The organism is Ruegeria sp. HKCCD8929, from assembly GCF_013031405.1.
In the GTDB taxonomy this organism is placed as follows: domain Bacteria; phylum Pseudomonadota; class Alphaproteobacteria; order Rhodobacterales; family Rhodobacteraceae; genus Ruegeria.
Genome location: NZ_WPZY01000015.1, coordinates 97,683 through 115,346, shown reverse-complemented (window position 1 = coordinate 115,346; position 17,664 = coordinate 97,683). Strand labels below are relative to the sequence as shown.

The 17,664-nt window shown below is 61.6% G+C and carries 17 protein-coding genes; 9 read left to right on the top strand and 8 right to left on the bottom strand.

Annotated features, from left to right (window positions below; genetic code table 11):
• The first annotated feature begins 380 nt into the window (after positions 1–380).
• On the top strand, positions 381–800 hold the full coding sequence (locus tag GOX53_RS20025; protein ID WP_254446652.1) for a hypothetical protein: 420 nt from the start codon (positions 381–383) through the stop codon (positions 798–800).
• On the opposite strand, the gene GOX53_RS20020 is transcribed toward GOX53_RS20025, so the two are convergent.
• The 4 genes from GOX53_RS20020 to GOX53_RS20005 form a co-directional block, all read right to left on the bottom strand.
• Complete coding sequence (locus tag GOX53_RS20020) at positions 797–1,393, bottom strand: DUF924 family protein (RefSeq protein WP_171179487.1); 597 nt, start codon at positions 1,391–1,393, stop codon at positions 797–799. The genes GOX53_RS20025 and GOX53_RS20020 overlap by 4 nt on opposite strands.
• A 107-nt stretch (positions 1,394–1,500) precedes the next feature.
• Entirely contained in the window at positions 1,501–2,772 is a 1,272-nt protein-coding gene (locus GOX53_RS20015) for an MFS transporter (RefSeq protein WP_171179485.1), read from the bottom strand.
• A gap of 110 nt (positions 2,773–2,882) precedes the next feature.
• Positions 2,883–3,929 carry a tRNA preQ1(34) S-adenosylmethionine ribosyltransferase-isomerase QueA gene (queA, locus tag GOX53_RS20010; RefSeq protein WP_171179483.1) on the bottom strand — a complete coding sequence of 349 codons (1,047 nt, stop codon included), beginning with the start codon at positions 3,927–3,929 and terminating at the stop codon, positions 2,883–2,885.
• 45 nt (positions 3,930–3,974) lie between these two features.
• Complete coding sequence (locus GOX53_RS20005; protein ID WP_254446650.1) at positions 3,975–7,364, bottom strand: DUF3971 domain-containing protein; 3,390 nt, start codon at positions 7,362–7,364, stop codon at positions 3,975–3,977.
• Between the two features lie 60 nt (positions 7,365–7,424).
• On the opposite strand from GOX53_RS20005, the gene GOX53_RS20000 reads away from it, so the two are divergent.
• The 7 genes from GOX53_RS20000 to GOX53_RS19970 all read left to right on the top strand — a co-directional run bounded on the left by GOX53_RS20000 (position 7,425) and on the right by GOX53_RS19970 (position 12,288).
• On the top strand, positions 7,425–7,889 hold the full coding sequence (locus tag GOX53_RS20000; protein ID WP_171179481.1) for a peroxiredoxin: 465 nt from the start codon (positions 7,425–7,427) through the stop codon (positions 7,887–7,889).
• Positions 7,890–7,979: 90 nt separating this feature from the next.
• On the top strand, positions 7,980–8,798 hold the full coding sequence (locus tag GOX53_RS19995) for a ferritin-like domain-containing protein (RefSeq protein ID WP_171179499.1): 819 nt from the start codon (positions 7,980–7,982) through the stop codon (positions 8,796–8,798).
• Between the two features lie 184 nt (positions 8,799–8,982).
• Complete coding sequence (locus tag GOX53_RS19990) at positions 8,983–10,311, top strand: DUF5930 domain-containing protein (protein WP_171179479.1); 1,329 nt, start codon at positions 8,983–8,985, stop codon at positions 10,309–10,311.
• The gene (locus tag GOX53_RS19985; RefSeq protein ID WP_171179477.1) at positions 10,301–10,807 is read left to right on the top strand and encodes a polymer-forming cytoskeletal protein; all 507 of its coding nucleotides are present in this window, start codon (positions 10,301–10,303) and stop codon (positions 10,805–10,807) included. The genes GOX53_RS19990 and GOX53_RS19985 overlap by 11 nt, the downstream gene beginning before the upstream one ends.
• Before the next feature lie 279 nt (positions 10,808–11,086).
• Positions 11,087–11,545, top strand: a complete 459-nt coding sequence (locus GOX53_RS19980) for a MarR family winged helix-turn-helix transcriptional regulator (RefSeq protein WP_171179475.1) — start codon at positions 11,087–11,089, stop codon at positions 11,543–11,545.
• Complete coding sequence (locus GOX53_RS19975) at positions 11,542–11,919, top strand: hypothetical protein (RefSeq protein ID WP_171179473.1); 378 nt, start codon at positions 11,542–11,544, stop codon at positions 11,917–11,919. Before GOX53_RS19980 ends, GOX53_RS19975 begins: the two co-directional genes overlap by 4 nt.
• Before the next feature lie 51 nt (positions 11,920–11,970).
• Complete coding sequence (locus GOX53_RS19970) at positions 11,971–12,288, top strand: monooxygenase (protein ID WP_171179471.1); 318 nt, start codon at positions 11,971–11,973, stop codon at positions 12,286–12,288.
• 58 nt (positions 12,289–12,346) lie between these two features.
• Here the strand turns inward: GOX53_RS19970 and GOX53_RS19965 are convergent, their stop codons facing one another.
• Positions 12,347–13,321 (bottom strand): DUF3179 domain-containing protein, encoded by a 975-nt coding sequence (locus GOX53_RS19965; protein WP_171179469.1) that lies wholly within the window; start codon positions 13,319–13,321, stop codon positions 12,347–12,349.
• A 464-nt stretch (positions 13,322–13,785) separates the two neighbouring features.
• Here GOX53_RS19965 and GOX53_RS19960 point away from each other — a divergent pair, with 464 nt between their 5' ends.
• Complete coding sequence (locus tag GOX53_RS19960) at positions 13,786–14,640, top strand: sulfotransferase family 2 domain-containing protein (protein ID WP_171179466.1); 855 nt, start codon at positions 13,786–13,788, stop codon at positions 14,638–14,640.
• A 48-nt stretch (positions 14,641–14,688) separates the two neighbouring features.
• Here GOX53_RS19960 and GOX53_RS19955 read toward each other — a convergent pair whose 3' ends face one another.
• The 3 genes from GOX53_RS19955 to GOX53_RS19945 form a co-directional block, all read right to left on the bottom strand.
• The gene (locus tag GOX53_RS19955; RefSeq protein WP_171179465.1) at positions 14,689–16,365 is read right to left on the bottom strand and encodes a Hint domain-containing protein; all 1,677 of its coding nucleotides are present in this window, start codon (positions 16,363–16,365) and stop codon (positions 14,689–14,691) included.
• A 201-nt stretch (positions 16,366–16,566) separates the two neighbouring features.
• The gene (locus GOX53_RS19950; RefSeq protein WP_171179463.1) at positions 16,567–17,142 is read right to left on the bottom strand and encodes a peptidylprolyl isomerase; all 576 of its coding nucleotides are present in this window, start codon (positions 17,140–17,142) and stop codon (positions 16,567–16,569) included.
• The gene (locus GOX53_RS19945; RefSeq protein WP_171179461.1) at positions 17,135–17,641 is read right to left on the bottom strand and encodes a peptidylprolyl isomerase; all 507 of its coding nucleotides are present in this window, start codon (positions 17,639–17,641) and stop codon (positions 17,135–17,137) included. The genes GOX53_RS19950 and GOX53_RS19945 overlap by 8 nt, the downstream gene beginning before the upstream one ends.
• Positions 17,642–17,664 lie beyond the last annotated feature (23 nt).

Below are 17,664 nucleotides of genomic sequence, written 5' to 3'. Positions count from 1 at the left end.
GCAGCAACATAGCCACCAGGGCCCGCGCCAATTACGATCAAATCAAAGGAGTGTGCAGCCATGTTTTCCTCTCGGCGCAGGTCGGTTGAAAACTAGTTTACCGTTAAACTATTTTTTTCACGGCATCAATGCCCACCTCCCGCGACATATAGGACGCAGGCGCAAACTCGTGTTTTCCGGCTGATTTCAGCCTATACCCGGGATTGGCAAATGACTACAGCGTTTCGAGAATCCGCTGAGGCCCTTACATCGCTAATGTCCCAAATGCACTGAATGTGTGGGAGGGTATTGGCGATTCAACATTCCCCCGAAACGCTGTAGCATCTGAATTCAGACGGATGTCGCCGGCTGGTCCGGTCACCAATTCAGGAGGTTGTAAGTTGGCCAAAACGCTCAAAGATCTGGTGCTGGCACTGCTCAATGCAACGCTCATCCTGCTGGCCATATGCCTGTTTCTGGGATGGAAGCTGTTTGCAACGCTGAAGGAAGCCCGCGAAGGTTTCGCCGAAAACCTCAGCCTTGTCGCGCCCCTGCGGGATGACGTCCGGGGCGTTCGTTCGGACTTGCAGGACCTGCGGTCACAGTTGGCGGTATTGAGTGAAACCGGCGCTGCTCAGCCACAGATCCAAAAAACACTGGCGCGCCTGAATGAAATCGAAAGCAGAATCGAAGCGGCGCAAACGCGCCTGTCGGACCTTGCTGGCAAACCAGAGCAGTTGATCGACTACACGATCACCAGATCCGCCGACGCATTTGCCAATCGCGTCGCCGATTTGCGAGGCTGTTCGCCCGCGTCTTAACCGGTCGCCCGCAGCTCGGTCGCTGCCTGCATTTCACGCAGGGTCTGGCCGTAACCGCCATTGCTGACATAAGCCGCTTCCAGCTCGGTCGTTTCGCGATCCAGTGCCTCGTTACGGTATGGGAACCGTCCGAACTTGCGGATAACCTCGCGATGGGCCCGCGCATGCAACAGGTTGGACGGACCGCCCTCGGGCATCCGCTGGCACATCAGGCGCACGCAGCGCTCCTGATCACACAGGTTTTCCGAATGCATCATCGGCAGGTAAAAGAACTGCCGTGCGGGTTCGTCGATCCGCATGTCCCAGCCCTTGTCCACTGCGCATTTCGCTGCCGCCAAAGCCACCCGATCCGAGGCGAATGCCCTCCCCTCACCGCGGAACATGTTCCGCGGGAACTGATCCATCAGGATGATGTATGCCAGTGAACCGCTCGGATATGTCAGCCAGAGGGAAAACTTGCCCTCGCATGCTGCAGTCCAGGTCTCAAGGAAACGATCGCGGATTTGCGCATCAAGCGCGTCATCCTGCTTGTACCACCCCTCAGGACCAATTTCATCCAACCAAAAACTCAGTACCTCTTCAGGACTTACCATTGCCCTTGCTCCACTATTAAATCCCCCCCAGGGGTAACTGTATTAAATGCACTTTTACCAAAAGCTAACAGTAACATATTGCAACAGAGCCGACATAAAACCAAGCCCTAAGCGACTTCTTGCGGATTTTGCTCCTCTTGGTCCGCTTCGATGGCCACTTCTTGCGCAACTTCGACCGCAACTGGAGAGATGGTTGGATAGATCGGGGCCATCATGCCTGTCTCATCTACAGGCACCGAGGCGCGCTGGGTCATCCGGTACGCCGCATAGACCGCGGTGATGAACAGCAGCGCAGCGATGATAAGGAAAAAGCCGGACGGGCCAAAGACCCCGTCCCCCATCAACCAGCCGGTAATCACCGGCCCCGCGATGGCACCCAGACCGTTGATGAACACCAACCCGCCCGAGGCTGCCGCCATGTCTTCGTGGCCCAGGTAATCGTTGGTGTAGGCGATCAGCAGCGAATAAAGCGGGTTCGACATCCCTCCGATCATGAAGGCCGCAACCAGCAGCATCGGGAACTGTGCGCCGAAGAACATGCCGATCAGCGCGCCGGACCCGCCGACAACCCCGACCAGCAGGATCAGGAACCGGCGATCCATCCGGTCCGAGAACCACCCCAGCGGGTATTGCAACAGCATGGCACCCACATAGAAGGACGCGACAAAGATCGAGATCTGCGGCAACGTCAGGTTGGCTTGGGCGCCATAAACCGCAGCCATGCCGAACTGGGCCGAAAAGATGCCGCCCAGCAGAAACATGCCAACACAGCCCAGCGGGGAAATGTCCATCAGCTGTTTCAGCGTCATCGGCTTGGCCGTGTCAAAGGCCGGCGTCGGCGAAATCGACAGCAGGATCGGTGCAAAGGAGATCGAGACCAGGATCGAGGCGATCACGAAGGTCTCATACCCTGCCGGATCGCCGACCAGCATCAAGCCCTGCGCACTGACGATGCCGATCATCTGCACGATCATATAAAGCGACAGCGCCTGGCCCCGGTTTTCATTGTTCGCCGCGTTGTTGAGCCAGCTCTCCGCGGTCACGTAGACGCCGGAGAAACAGAACCCGATAATGACCCGGCCCAGCGACCAGGCAATCGGATCGGCCAGCAGCGGATACATGATCATCACCGCCGAGATGAACGAGGCCAGCGCCGCAAAGACGCGCACATGCCCCACCCGGCGGATCATCTCGGGCGCCAGACGCGAGCCGCCCAGAAAACCCACGAAATAGGCCGACATCACAAAGGACATCTGCAGCGTCGAGAACTCCTGAATTTCTCCGCGAACACCCAGCAACGTGCTTTGCAAGCCGTTGCCGACCATCAGCAGCCCCATGCCGAGGAGAAGCGCCCAAGCGCTGGAAAGAACCTGAAGCATTGCGGGCCTCCGCCTTGTGCCTGTTCGCATTGACGTCAGGGGCGATCAGATACCGCCCTCAGCGCGCTTGTCCACGAGAATTCGGGGATTCGGCCCGGAAAACGCGCCATTCAGGGGATCAAAAGCGACGCATCACCATAAGAGAAGAAGCGGTATTTTTGCGCGACCGCATGGGCATAGATCTTGCGCACTCTGTCCTGCCCCATCAGTGCCGAGACCAGCATCAGCAAGGTCGATTTTGGCAGGTGGAAATTGGTCATCAGGGCATCGGTCACGTGGAAGCTGAAACCGGGATAGATGAAGATGTCGGTGTCGCCCTCCCACGCCACGATCTCGCCGCCGCGTGCGGCGCTTTCGATCAGGCGCAGGGCGGTGGTGCCGACCGGGATCACCCGACCTCCGGCAGCCTTGGTGGCGCGGATCTCGGCAGCGGCCTCGGCGCTGACCCGGCCCCATTCGGCATGCATCTTGTGAGTGGTCACATCCTCGACCTTGACCGGCAGGAACGTGCCCGCGCCCACATGCAAGGTTACGTGTGTGATCGCAACCCCGCGTGCGGCCAGCGCCGCCATCAGCGCGTCGTCGAAATGCAGCGAAGCCGTGGGGGCCGCGACAGCACCGGAATGGCGGGCCCAGATCGTTTGGTAGTCGGTCTTGTCGCGCTCATCCGCCGGGCGCTTGGCCGCGATATAGGGCGGCAGTGGCATGGCCCCCGCCTGCTCCAGCGCGGCGTCGAAATCATCGCCCGTCAGATTGAAGCGCAGCATCGCCTGCCCGTCATCGACCCGTTCCAGTACGGCGCTGAGCTGGTCCGAGAACACGATCTCTTCGCCCGGCTTCACCTTTTTCAGCGGCTTGATCAACGCGGCCCAGTTTCCGTCGACGCGCGGGTCGAGCAGAGTCGCCTCGATCGCGGCCGAGACCAGGCCTTGCGCGCTTTGCCGCTGACGGCGTCCGCTCAGCCGGGCGGGGATGACGCGAGTGTCATTCAGCACCAGCCGGTCGCCGCGGCGCAACCAATCCGGCAGGTCCCCGACGCTGGCATCGGTCAGCGCATCGCCCTCGGCCACCAGCAGCCGCGCGGACGAGCGCGGGCTGGCCGGGCGGGTGGCGATCAGGTCCTCAGGCAGGTCGAAGTCGAAGTCACTCAGTTTCATGGGCCGCGCCTTAGCCTGCGCAAAGAGATTCGGCCACAGCCGTTCTTACCGGTCTTCGCCCCTCGGGGTCACTCTGGGTTTCTCGCGTGGCGCGTCAGGGATGATGATGTCCGTTGTCCCTCCCGGCACCTTCGGCGGCGGCGCGCGCAGCAGGTTGCGCAAGAAAGCGGGCGCCAGCCCAGACAGCGGATTGACGTTGACCTGCGGATTATCGAGCGGCCCTGTCAGCGTATAGTTGAAACCGATGATCCCCTCGCCTTTGCGCGTAAGCACCGCACCGATGGCGTTGACCAGATAGATCGGCGACACCACCCCGCGCAGGTTCAGCCAATGCCGCTCGGTATCCACGCGCCCATCCACCGACAGCCCGATAGAGGGGCCAACCGCGCTGCCGCTCAGCACGGTGATCTCGCTGGGCGACACCCGCATGCGGCTTTCGATCTCGTTAAAGACAATGCCCTGCCCCGACATCTCGTCGAGCAGCCCGACCAAGCTGATCGCATTCAACAACGCAGCCATTGCAGGCGCGTCCCGCACCCGGGTGTCGCGGATTTTCAACAGCGCGTCATAGTTCCCCGGTCCGCCCACCGGTTCCAGCGCCAGCCGGAAATCGCCGCCGCGCGCCTGATTCAGCACTCGGGCCGAGCGCAACACGCCGCCCGCATCATCGGATTGCAAAAAGACCCGGCTGCGATTGCCGCGCGGCGACACCTCGCCATTGATCGCCGTCGCACCGTTGACGCGCCCGGTGAACGTCCCCTTCAGGCCGCCCGTCGTCGTAAAGCCGCCCTGCACACCAGTCAGCGCCACAGTGTCGGTGATCTGCAACCGATCCAGCCGCATGTCGATTCGGGGGCTGCCACCGCCGCCGCCTCCACCGCCGGCCCCGAAGGTCGACTGACGCATATCCAGCACGCCGCCCAGCACCCGGATATCCGGCACCGCAGCACCGCGCCCGACCAGTTCGGCGGGCACCGCCAGCCAGTTGCCCAGCTCGAACGAGGAAAACCGCAGCCGCTCAAGATTTTCGTCAGCGGTGAAACTGGCCGAACCCTGTGCCCGCAGGCCTGCAGCGTCGATGGAAAGCGCGTCTATCCGACCGGGCTTGCCCAGCGTCGCCTCCATCTCAAACGTTCCGGGGGTTGAGGCACCCTTGCTCCAGCCCAGCTCGGGCACGGAAAGGCGCACACCGGTCAGGTCGGAACGTGCGACAAGCGCCGGTGGGTTCCCACCGCCGAGATCCACCGTCACGTCGGCCACGCCCTCGCCGGTGACCATTCCCCGCGGCAGCCCGGCGCGGATTTCCTGCAGCAGCCGCGGCGACAGCTCGATCTGCCCGGTCAGGCGGCTGCGGACCGGCTGCGGACCACCAATCGGTTGGCGCCAGCTTGCCTGCATTGGCACTGCCCCGAACAGCCCCTCACCGCTGAGCGTGAGCTGCTTCTGATCCCCGACGACCCGCAATCGCTCGGCACTGACCGTGACATCGGGCACCAGCCCGTCGCTGCGCAGGTTGCTGAGATTTCCGGTCAGATGGAACGTCATATCCTCCAGCTTGACCTTGTCGCGCAGAGGCAGCGCCAATGTGCCCTCGATCCGCGCCGCGCCCTCGGCGACATCAACCGGCAGGTTCGCCTTGGTCAGCAATTGCAGCGGCGGTCGGTCCAGCAACGACAAGGCCGCCGTCACGCTGCCCTTGGCCCGGATGCGGGCGATGCCGGGCGCGGCCTTGGGGATACCGATATCGGGAATGATGAACGAGGTGCCAGTCGCGTCGACCGGCCCGCCGGCCTCCGGAAAAATCTGCCCACTTTGTGCGACGACGGCAAAGCGGCGGTCGATCAGGCTGGCTTGCCCTTGCGCGTCAACCAGCGGCGGCAGGGTCTTGGCAAACTTGATCCGTGCCTTGTCGAAATCGAAATCGGCGTAGAGGTCGGGCGTACTGCCCGGTTGCAAACGCAACGCCAGATCGAGATCGGTCAGTTCCCCTTCGGTCAGGTTATCGCTGACCCACTCGCGGGGTTTGATTGCCGCCCCCTCGGGCCAATACTGCAACAACTGCGCCGGGGTCAGCCGGTCCATCTGCGCATCCAGGCTGACACCCCAGCCCTCGGGCAGCCCGGTCAGATTGCCCGACAGGCGCAGCCTGCGGTCCTCGTGCTCGACCACCATCTGCCCCAGTTGCAGGCGGAACGGAACCAGCTTCATCTGGAAATCCACCTCGGCCCCCGAGAGTGCCAGAGGTTCGGGATAGGCATCTGCCGGGTTCACCCGCAGCCCCGACAGGCGGAACTGCGCGGCCAGGTTCTGCAACCGCCCGGTCTCGACCCCGTCCAGATAGGCCCGCCCCTCAGCCGTGGCCGAGCCCCAGGCGGAATCGATAGAGACCTCGTTGAAATCCAGAAGCTGCTGCGCCGGATCATAGGTGAAGTAGGTCCGCGCCGAGTGGAACGGAACCGGGCGGGTTTCCAGGTTGGGCTGCAGCACACCTTCGTCAATCTGCAAGGTGGCAAAAACCGGCCCCAGCGCGCCCTCGGCATCGATGCCGCCGCGCAAAGCACCCGAGATCGGCGCGCGCAGCACCTGCAGCCAGGCCAGTGCCGGGCTTTGACCGGCGATATCCTCGGCGGCCAGATCCGACACGGTGATGCCGAACTGCGCAGCAGGCGAGCCCAGCTGGCTGGTGTAATTGGCCTCAATCGTGCTGGCAAAGTCCCGCCCGCCCAGCAGCGAAAACCCGGTGGCGATGCGGATCTCGTCCTGGCTGCGGGTGACCTGAAGATGGCCGCCATCCAGCGTCCAGGACCGGCCCTGTCGCTGGTCCTGGTAGTCCAGCGTGATGGCGTCCAGCTCGAACGATGTCAGCGCCGACAGCAACGGTGCCAGAAACAGACCGTCGGCGCTTTCGATCAGGCGGGCCATGTTAGGCGCCTGCTCGACCGGTGCGCTTTCCGGGCCGACCGCCAGGGAAAACGCCCCGTCCTCGCCCCGGCGCAGGGTCACATAGGCCCCGCTGAGCATGATACGCTTGGGCCGGACCTGCCCCCGCAATAGCGGGCGCATCGCAAGACTGGCGCGCATCTCGGAGAGCTGGGCAATCGCGCGCCCCTCGGCATCGCCCAGCGTCACATCCTGCAGCCGCAGACGGGGCCGCCAGCCCTCATGAATGATAAAACTGACCTCACCGAAATCCAGCTGCAGCCCGCCCAACGAGCGCTCCAGCCGCGCCTCGATCCGGTCGCGCAGCCAGGCCGGCGCGTGCAGCCTCTGGCCGATCACCATCAGCGCCGTGAGTGCGGCCATAAACAGCAGGATCAGCGTCCCCCGCATCGCCCACAGGCTGGCCCTGCGGCGGCGCGAGCGGCGCGGCGGCGCATCCTTGACCGGGTCTTCCCCGGCCCCCTGCGCCTGGTTTTTTTCCTGTGCGTCTTTCAACTTGCCGGTCCCGGCCTATGTTGCGGTTCGTCTGATTTCAAACTTCGCCGGAGTAAGCCCATGCCCGAGATTTCCGATACTGCCCCCGACTTTACCCTGCCCCGCGATGGCGGCGGCGAAGTCACCTTGTCGGACCTGCGCGGTGGTGCGGTTGTTCTGTTTTTCTATCCCCGCGATGATACTCCGGGCTGCACCAAGGAATCCATCGGATTTTCCGAACAGTTGCCAGCCTTTGCCGATGCCGGGGCGCAGGTCTTTGGCATTTCGCGCGACAGCGTGGCCAAGCACGACAAGTTCGTGGCAAAGCACGGGCTGACCACACCGCTTCTGTCCGACGAAGGCTCGACCGTGTGTGAGGATTATGGCGTGTGGGTGGAAAAAAACATGTATGGCCGCAAGTCCATGGGGATTGAGCGCTCGACCTTCCTGATCGACACTGACGGCAAAATCGCGCGCGTCTGGCGCAAGGTGAAGGTGCCCGGCCATGTGGATGAGGTGCTCGAGGCGGCGCGTGCGCTGACCTGAACCGTCCCTCGACGCCCGGCAACAACCGGTCTATGACCCACACGGACGACATCCGAACGGAGCAAACGTGTGAGCCAGACCCTGACCCAGATGGCGACCGAAGTGCTGGAAACCGCCGACGGGCGCGCCAAAACCGCGCTGTCGCGAAGGCACGCCGCCACCTGGTTTGCCGCGCGCAAGGGTGAGGCGCCTGCTATCGAGATCGGCATCGCTCGGCCACCGATGCATCCCGCCCGCCCCGACCAGCCTGAGCTGTTGTCGCCGCGCGACGTGCCCAAACGCCGCCCGGGCTCTGAGGCTGGGCGGATCGCTTTGCTGCATGCAGTGGCGCATATCGAGCTGAATGCGGTCGATCTGCACTGGGACATCATCGCGCGGTTCGGTCATGTGCCGATGCCCATCGGGTTCTACGACGATTGGGTGAAATGCGCCGAAGAGGAATCGCGCCATTTCGAGATGGTCTGCGATTGCCTTCAATCCATGGGCAGCCACTATGGCGCCCTGCCCGCCCATGCGGGTATGTGGCGCGCCGCCGAGGATACCGCCGAGGACCTGATGGGCCGTCTGGCCGTGGTGCCCATGGTGCTTGAGGCGCGCGGGCTGGATGTAACCCCGGGCATGATCGACATCTTCCGCAAGGCCAAGGCCGAGCAGGCGGTCGCCGCGCTTGAGGTGATTTACGCCGAAGAGGTCGGTCATGTGGCCTACGGCTCGAAATGGTTCCACTTTCTGTGCGGGCGCGAAAACGCGGACCCAAAGGATGTGTTCCACACGCTGGTGCGCCGCTATTTCCACAGCGCGCTGAAACCGCCTTTCAACGAGGAGAAGCGCGCCGAAGCCGGGCTGCCGCCGGATTTCTACTGGCCGCTGGCCGAGGATTTGCCCCCGCCGGGCACGGCTGGACGGTGACCGTAACTCCGCTGGCCGCCGTAACGTAATCGGCAATTTCTTGCTCAAGTTGCGTGCAAATCTCCGTGAAATCCCGATGCGCTGTTAACAAACTTGCCCAAAACGCCCGCCAAAGGTATGCAAACGCCCCAAGGGACGGCACGCCACTCATGGCCTGTCTCGGTATGGGGAAAAGGAAAGACGCGTGAGAACACGTCTGGCGATTAAACTGCACGCTCTGCTCGAGAAGCGTTTTCCTGAACGCAGGGTGTTTCTAAAATCCGACAGTGATACGCGATTCATCCGGTTGCGACCTGAAACACAACTTCTGGCCTTTGCCGGAGTTGCGGTGACGGTCGGCTGGACCATCGTGGCCACCGCGATCATCCTTATGGACAGCATCGGCTCGGGCAATTTCCGCGAACAGGCGAAACGGGATCAGGCCACCTATCAGGAACGCCTGAACATTCTGTCCGGCGAACGCGACATGCGGGCCGAGGAAGCGCTGGCCGCGCACGAACGCTTTAACGCGGCGCTGGAGCAGATCTCGATGATGCAGTCCGAACTGCTGGACTCGGAGAATCGCCGCCGCGAGCTGGAAACCGGAATCGAGGTGATCCAGACCACCCTGCGCTCGGTCATGGATCAGCGCAAAGAGGCGCGCATGGCACTGGCCAAGCTGGAACAGGAAACCGGCGACGAGACGGCGACCTATAAAATGGCCATGTCGGCCCCCGCTCAGATGACCTTCATGTCCGAAGCCCTGGGCCGCACCGCACAGGAGCGCGATCAGATCCTGGCCGATGCGCAATCGGCGTTGGATGAGCGCGACGAGCTGGAGCTGGAGATTCAGCTTATGCGCGAGCGCAGCGACCAGATATTCCGCCAGTTGGAAGAGGCGATGGTGATCTCGGTCGAGCCTCTGGACAAGATGTTCCGCAGCGCGGGCATGCCCACCGACCGCATCATCGAACAGGTGCGGCGCGGCTATAGCGGTCAGGGCGGTCCGCTGACCCCTTTATCCTTCAGCACGCGCGGTGAAGAACCGTCTCCGGACGAGATCCGCGCGAACCGTCTGTTGCAACAGATGGATCAGCTGAACCTTTACCGTATCGCTGCACAAAAGGCGCCCTTTGCCAGCCCGGTTCATGCGGCCGTGCGCTTTACCAGCGGATACGGCACACGCCGGGACCCAAAAACCGGTGGTCGGCGCATGCATAACGGCGCGGATTTTGCAGGGGCGCACGGCACCGATATCTTTGCCACCGCCGATGGCGTCGTGACACATGCCGGGTGGCAATCGGGCTTCGGGCGCCTGGTCAAAATCAAGCACGCCTTCGGGATTGAGACACTTTATGCTCATAACACGAGCATTCGCGTCAAGGTTGGTCAAAGGGTCTCGCGCGGGGATCATATTGCTGATATGGGTAGCACCGGACGGTCTACCGGCACGCATCTGCACTACGAGGTGCGCGTGAACGGCAAACCCGTGAACCCAATGACTTACATCAAGGCTGCGAGAAATGTTTTCTAAGAGCAAAATCAACGAGCCCGGTTCCAAGGCGCCCGAAGCGGCCAAGCCCGCTGCGCCTGCAACTCCTGCGGCACCCGCCCCGAGCGAGCAGAAACCCGCCGCACCCAAGCCCAAGCCGCCGGCATCGGTGCTGTCCTCGGACCTGCACATCACCGGCAACATCAAGACCACCGGCGACATCCAGGTCGAAGGCACGGTCGAGGGCGACATCCGCGCGCATCTGCTGACCATCGGCGAGACCGCCACCATCAAGGGCGAAGTCACCGCCGACGACGTGGTGGTCAACGGTCGTATCGTGGGCCGCGTGCGCGGTCTGAAAGTGCGTCTGACCTCGACCGCCCGGGTCGAGGGCGACATCATCCACAAGACCATCGCGATCGAAAGCGGCGCCCATTTCGAAGGGTCGGTGCAGCGTCAGGACGACCCGCTGAACCCGGGCCGCTCCAGCAAATCCTCGGGCAACCCGGCTGCGGCAACCGCCGAGGTCAGCCAGTAAGGCGGGCAAACCCGAAGCTCTCAAAGTCGAACGCGCCGCAGGTCCATGCGGCGCGTTTTGCTTTTTCAGGCCTGGTCCGTGCGGCGTGCGCGCTTCAGCTAAATCTCCGTCTTGGTCAATAGGTGGGGATGACGGCGAATCTCAGCCCCCTCGCGGATAGAGTTTACCGGCATGGGACAGCGCTTACTTTATAGATGTAGACCCGATCCGAATAGTCGCGCTGCAGGCAATCGCGGGGCGGGCCTTGAAATTATCCCTAACTAGAGATAAATACGCTCCATGAGCACACAGAACCAAGACAAAGAAAACCAAACCCTGGTGTTGGCACTGCTGCGCAGTCATCAGCTGTTCCAACGCGCAATGGGACCGTTCTTTCGGGATGCGGGCCTTACCGCATCGCAATGGGACACGCTGGAAACACTGAACAGCAAGAAAGCACTGTCCATCAACGACCTGATGCAGCAGACGCTCGGCACCTCGGGCAATCTTGACGTTGTGGTCAAGAACCTGATGCAAGCGGGTCTGGTCGAGAAGACCGTGGACGAAAAGGACCGAAGGGCACGGGTTCTGCGCCTGACCCCTGCCGGGCAACAGAAAGTCAAAGACTTCATGCCGGCGCATAACCGGGCCCTGGCCCAGATATTCGGCCAGCTCAGCCCCGAGGAAAAGCGCCACACGATCAAGACACTCATCCAGCTCCGAAAGAAGCTGCCCCAGACAAAGAAAGATCAAGGATGACAAACCGAACCTTCCTGACAGCACATGGCGCCGTCTACGCCTTTTTCGCATTGGCGCTGTTCTTCATCCCAACAGTTCTCTGGCCGAACTACGGCCTGCAACTGAATGACAGGTACGCGGTCTTCCTGTCGCAGCACAACTCGATCTTTCTCGGTGGTATCGGGATCATCAGCCTGCTGTTTCGCGACGCGGATCACGGGAGCGACACGGCCCAACGGATTCTGACGGGCCTGATGTGGACCAATATCCTTGGGGTCGTCATCACCCTTTACGCCTGCCTGACCGGCGTCTTTACCGGGTTTGGCTGGTCCGATCCGATCTTCTTTGCACTGCTGGCCGTTCTCAGCTTCATCCAGATCGGCAAGAACCGCTGAGCTTCACCGGGCGCATCAACCACACTCACGACCAATCGAAGGCACACTGCAATGAGCACACTGAAAATCTGGGACCTTCACATGACCTATGATGGTCCGATCACCGAGGAGTTTCTGGCCGGGACAAAGCAGCTCGCCGAGAGTATCGCCAAGGAGCCGGGGATCATCTGGAAGATCTGGACCGCCGAAGAGGGAACGAACCACTACGGCTCGACCTATCTGTTCAGGAACAGCGACTATCTCGAAAAGTACAAGGCGATGCACATGAAGCGACTCAGCTCGATCGGCATCACCGTCACTGCAGATCATGTGTTTGACATCATGGAGGATGTCAGCGCGATCAACAACGCGCCTTTGGGAGATGATTGACCGCGCCAGATATGCGGTTGAACTGGCAGCGTCCGGATAAAAGCCCGCTGGCAAACGCTTAGTTTGCCAGCATCCACCTACCCTCCGGCCAGAATGCGTGGAAGGCAAAGGCGAACATCACATCATGGGACACGTCCCGCCCCTGCCCGTCCTTCACGCGGATGGACCCCACGTCGCGCCCTTTGCCGATCCGCCCGCTATCAAGCGCCGAGGCTTGACCCTCGGTCCAGCTGATCGTCACCCCCGCCTCTTTAACCACCCCGGCGCGCGCAAGGCGGCTCATTGGCCATGCCTTGTTGCCCACCCGCACGACGCGTTCCAGAGGGTTGATGCCATGGGGCGGCATCTCGCCGGAATAGAGGAACGGACGACGGGAGGTATCGTACCCGCGATACGGATTGCGCCCGTAGTCGCGGTTGTGGCGCGGCTCGGCCATGACCAGCCCCTCCGGGTTGCGGGTGCGGAACTCATCCCAGCTTTCCATCCAGGCCGGCAGGGTTTTCAGTTGCGTGCCGGTCAGATCACCGACAATGGCCTCGCCAACCGCCTGTTGCCACCAGCTCTGGGTTTCACGGTCATACATGACCATGTCGGAGTGGCGCAGCTTGCCTGAGACGCCAAAGTTCAGCACCCCGTGGCGGGTGCGCCGGTCAAAGGTGATGGCCGAATTGCAGAGTGGGCAATAGGTGACGGCGATGGGGATGCCGCCGACCCGGTCATTCACGATCTCATGCCAGATCAGGTAGCGGATCGGATAGGCGCGCGGCTCGGCGCCCCCAATCTCAACCGTAATCACCGGCTCGCGCTGGTCGATGCCACGCTTGCCCGAGGCGCGCACGAAACTTGGATCGCTCAACGCGGGAATGCCATCCTTTGGAGGGCCACCGGACAGGATCTCCCCCCAGTTCGCAACACTGGTTTTGTCGAAATTGGTCTCAGGCCACTCATTGCGCCAAAAGTCCGGGCTGGCGTGCAAGGCACCGGCCAAAAGAGCGGCGAGGAGAACGGCGAGGAGAACGGCGAGGATACGCATGGCTCTGCTCCGGTCTGATGCACAATCGTGACCCGCAGCGCGCGCAGGAAACAGCCCTTCACACGCAGACGTGAAAGGAGTTTAGGGGCTGCGCGCAGATTTGAGTGATCAAGTCCCATCCGCCTTGAGCAGAAAATCCCAATCCCGCCGAGCCCAAGGGAATCCGGGACGCATGAGAGAACCCCTACGGGTCGACCTTTGGCAAAGAGACAACCCACGAGCAGCGCCGTTCCGGCTTTACGTACCGGTCGGACCTGACGGCAATGCTCAGGCATACACAAAGAAAAGGTCCCTAAAGCCGGGCTTTGTTGCTTGTCAGTTTCAGCAACACTGAGGTAGGTACTGCCACTAAGAACCGCGATTGCGGCCTGTCATCGGGACTCAGTACAAAACCCTCTCGACGCAAACGAAAATTGACGGGACTGCCCCGGTGGTATCCCCTTTCCCTGCTCAGGAGCCTGAATATGCAGAGCGAGCGCGACCAGCTTCGGCTATTCGACGAACCGGTCCCCGTCTCCCGGCGCAATGCCGCCATACAAGCGTCGCGCAAGGCCTTTCCTGAGGAGCTTTCGACAGTACACGCGGCGCGGCGTTTTCTGTCGCAGGTGATCATACCGCCCTCGATGCGCTGGGGCTTTACCTCCGTGGGCAAGAATGCGTCGACATCGACCCTTCGTTTTCTCTTTCAGGCGGAGTTCGGCTACGATCTGACCGTTGATGTCACCCCGTTGCACGACATCAACCCTTCGGCCTCTGTACATATGATTGCCGATCACGACGTGTTCTCCCGCGCCCTTTTGCGCGGCATGGCAGCACAAGAACTGTCTGGCCCGCAAGGCCCAAAGGAGCGTATCTGCATAGTGCGAAACCCCTTGTCGCGAGCGGTCTCAGCTTATCGCTATCTTTGCAAAAGCCATCATATGGCCAGCCGGTGGTTCGCGCGTGACAGGTTTCGGATGAATGCTGTCACCGGATTCGACTGGGCGCATCATACCGATACCGAAGAAGGCTTCGTGCGGTTCCTCGATTACGTTGCATGGCAAGTCAACACGGAGGGCGCCGATAAGGTGAATGCTCACTGGTGTCCTCAGGCAAGCTTCATCAAGCCAACCGTTTTTAAGCCCACGATTATCGGGAAAATGGAGGATCTGGATCATTTTTTCCGGATGCTTTCTTCGCGTCTTGGCACTCCTCCGACCGACACGGCACCGTGGGAGAACCGTCAGTCAGGCAGAGTAGATGCCCTGCTCGAATGCCAGCGAGCCCGGGCTTTATGCGAAAAAATCTACGCTGAGGATTATGGGGCGTTTGGATACTGAGTTTTGAGCATGCCACAGTTTGGCCTAGAGACGTCTCTGACTGCTCTGCTATGCAATCTGAGCGGTCCGCACGAGCCTTGCTTGATCGGCCGTATCACCAGTGCGGATCAAAGGTTTACCATTCTTTAGATGCCGCTCGATCAGCCGCTTCTGCCGTTTAGCGGGCGGGATCGGACGGGCCGGCACCGGTACATGGTCCGGGCGCCGGATCTCGGGAAACAGCGCAATGATCTCCGCCCGCGCCTCCGGAGTAAGGGCTTTCAGGGCTTGCGGGCCGGTGTAGAGGCTTTCGGTCGGCGCCCCTTCGGCAAAAATGACCTGATGCTCGTCAAACAGCAGGTGGTAATAGGTCACGCTCTCGACATCCTGCTCGACGGATATTCCCGGCAGTCGGGTCAGTTTGATCGCGGGAACCAGAACCTCGGCACTGCCGAACATGCGGGTGGCGATGGCCGAGTCCACAACCATCCTGTGCTGGCGCGAAACCAGCAGATCGTTTTCCGGCAGACCTCGGCCCAGAGACCCTTTCGAAAAGCGCACAGGCAGGAATTCGGGCCGTTGGCGCAATTCGTCCACCCCCACCGTCCGGCTGAACACGCGCCGCAGGACGGCATGAGAAGGCCCTTTGCTGTCGGAGCAAGGGCACACTTCGACCAGATCGCCCTGCTGCAGCTCTTCAATCGGTTTAAGCCCTGCTGCCGTCGCAACCTCTGTCCCTCCAGCCAGACAGGGAATACCAACCGCGCGCAGTTCGGGTTTCGTGTCCAGTTCTGACGGCGGCACGTCCCGCAATATAACCTGTTCGCCGTTGGGGAAGGTCAGGATCGAACCGCCCTGCCCGTCCGAGGTGATAACCACATCCTTCAGACCGATCGGATTTCCGTTTGCGTCGGTCAGGCCCGAGACGTCCAGCAGGTCCTCACCAATGGTGAAATCGCCGACGATATCGGTGCCACCACCGTCGGTCAGGGCAATGGTGTCGTCGCCGATGCCGCCTTCGATGTAATCATTCCCGGTTCCACCGGTGATGACATCGTCGCCCTCCTGACCATAGATGCGGTCATCGCCTGCACCGCCGTTCAGCGTGTCGTCGAAACTGAACGCGCTCGCGGCAGCGGACGCCTCGGTCAGAGTGATCTGAACATTGTCCAGCAACGGCCCGAGGCTGTTGTCCTGACTGGGTAGTTCGCGGAAACCGATGGTGTCGGTTCCCGAAACACCGGTAATCGTCAGTGTGGTGGTGGTGAAAGTCGTGGTCGAGGACGGTGAGATCGTGGCGATCACCACCCCGTTATGGGTGATCTGGAAATCGTCGTTCACGGACGATCCGGCTCGCGCCGCGTGATCAAAACTGAGCGTGTACGTCACGCCGGTATCCAACTCGACATTGGTTTGAACGTGGTCGATACCGGCCCGGTTGCCATCCAGTTCGATAAAGGTGCCGCCGTCATCTGTCGGCAGCCCGAGGAACCCGTCCCCCCAGCGCTCGATGGTCCCGTTTGATCCCGGGTTAAACCAGCCATCGACGGCACCGGGCGACCAGCTATTGTCGGGCTGATCCGAATCGAGCCCGCCATTGGTCAGATAGGTGACGTCGCCATAGATGATGTCGGCGCCACCGCCGCCATCAATGACATCGTTGCCCTCTTCACCGGCAATCACGTCGTCGGCGTTATCGCCGACAAGCGTGTCGTCGCCCGAAGTTGGTGTTCCAAAGACCGCCATGGCCCATCCGCTCGCGAAACTGGGCCCATTCAGCCCTCATTTGACGCATCGGATATCTTGGGTACGGGTCGGATTTAAGGCCAAATTGGGGCCAATGGCGTCAAAAACAGAATATTATGTCAGAATCTGCCTCAAATGACCGATCCGTGAGCCAGTCGGCAAGCGACTGGACCCGGCACGCAAACGCGCCGGGTCCAAAGGTCACTCTGTTACCGTAACCTTCTTCATCACATCAGGCTGGCCGATCACCGCCCCGTTCGGGCCGTCACCGCGCTTGATCACATCCACCACGTCCATCCCGCCGGTCACCTTGCCGACGACGGTATATTGACCGTCCAGAAACGGACCCGGCTCGAACATGATGAAGAACTGCGAATTGGCGCTGTCGGGGTCTTGCGCCCGCGCCATGCCAACCACGCCGCGGTCATAGGTGATGTCCGAAAACTCGGCAGGCAGGTCGGGACGGTCCGACGCACCTGTGCCCGCCCGACGCATGTCGCCACCCAGCTTGCCGAACTGCACATCCCCGGTCTGGGCCATGAAGCCTTCGATCACCCGGTGGAACACCACCCCGTCATATTTGCCTTCGGCGGCCAACGCAGCGATCTGCTCGACATGTTTGGGGGCCACATCTTCCAGCAGGTCGATGGTGACGGTGCCGTTGGCGCCTTCGCCCTCGATCTCGATCTCCAGGCCCGTCGCGCCCGCAGGCGCGCCACTGAACGCGACCAGCGCCGGGCTGGCCATCACGGCAAAGATGGCGGCCAGCTTACGCATCGGCGGCCACCTTGACGCTGATCATGCGGTCAGGGGTCGCGGGCGGCTCACCCCGGGTGATCGCATCCACATGCTCCATCCCTTCGATCACGCGGCCGTATACGGTGTACTGGCCGTTCAGGAAATGGTTGTCCTTGAAGTTGATGAAGAACTGCGAGTTGGCCGAGTTCGGGTTCTGCGACCGCGCCGCGCCCAGCGTGCCCCGGTCATGCGGCAGCTTCGAAAACTCCGCCGGCAGATCCGGCAGCGAAGAACCACCGGTGCCCGCCATGCGCAGGTTGAACCCGTCTTCCATATCCCCGTGCTGCACGTCGCCGGTCTGCGCCATGAAGCCGTCGATCACCCGGTGAAAGGCCACGTTGTCATATTCGCCCCCGCGCGCCAGTTCCTTCATCCGCTCGCTGTGCTGGGGTGCCACATCCGGCAGCAGCTCGATGACGACATTGCCGTCCTTCAGCTCGATGATGATGGTGTTTTCGGGATCCTTGATCTCGGCCATTGGGCCCTCCTGTCTTTGGATAT

What these genes read in the sequence shown, in the direction of transcription:
- GOX53_RS20020 (WP_171179487.1), bottom strand. Translation starts at nt 1,393, where the DNA reads ATGGTAAGTCCTGAAGAGGTACTGAGTTTTTGGTTGGATGAAATTGGT.
- GOX53_RS20015 (WP_171179485.1), bottom strand. Translation starts at nt 2,772, where the DNA reads ATGCTTCAGGTTCTTTCCAGCGCTTGGGCGCTTCTCCTCGGCATGGGG.
- queA (WP_171179483.1), bottom strand. Translation starts at nt 3,929, where the DNA reads ATGAAACTGAGTGACTTCGACTTCGACCTGCCTGAGGACCTGATCGCC.
- GOX53_RS20000 (WP_171179481.1), top strand. Translation starts at nt 7,425, where the DNA reads ATGCCCGAGATTTCCGATACTGCCCCCGACTTTACCCTGCCCCGCGAT.
- GOX53_RS19995 (WP_171179499.1), top strand. Translation starts at nt 7,980, where the DNA reads ATGGCGACCGAAGTGCTGGAAACCGCCGACGGGCGCGCCAAAACCGCG.
- GOX53_RS19985 (WP_171179477.1), top strand. Translation starts at nt 10,301, where the DNA reads ATGTTTTCTAAGAGCAAAATCAACGAGCCCGGTTCCAAGGCGCCCGAA.
- GOX53_RS19980 (WP_171179475.1), top strand. Translation starts at nt 11,087, where the DNA reads ATGAGCACACAGAACCAAGACAAAGAAAACCAAACCCTGGTGTTGGCA.
- GOX53_RS19975 (WP_171179473.1), top strand. Translation starts at nt 11,542, where the DNA reads ATGACAAACCGAACCTTCCTGACAGCACATGGCGCCGTCTACGCCTTT.
- GOX53_RS19970 (WP_171179471.1), top strand. Translation starts at nt 11,971, where the DNA reads ATGAGCACACTGAAAATCTGGGACCTTCACATGACCTATGATGGTCCG.
- GOX53_RS19965 (WP_171179469.1), bottom strand. Translation starts at nt 13,321, where the DNA reads ATGCGTATCCTCGCCGTTCTCCTCGCCGTTCTCCTCGCCGCTCTTTTG.
- GOX53_RS19960 (WP_171179466.1), top strand. Translation starts at nt 13,786, where the DNA reads ATGCAGAGCGAGCGCGACCAGCTTCGGCTATTCGACGAACCGGTCCCC.
- GOX53_RS19955 (WP_171179465.1), bottom strand. Translation starts at nt 16,365, where the DNA reads ATGGCGGTCTTTGGAACACCAACTTCGGGCGACGACACGCTTGTCGGC.
- GOX53_RS19950 (WP_171179463.1), bottom strand. Translation starts at nt 17,142, where the DNA reads ATGCGTAAGCTGGCCGCCATCTTTGCCGTGATGGCCAGCCCGGCGCTG.
- GOX53_RS19945 (WP_171179461.1), bottom strand. Translation starts at nt 17,641, where the DNA reads ATGGCCGAGATCAAGGATCCCGAAAACACCATCATCATCGAGCTGAAG.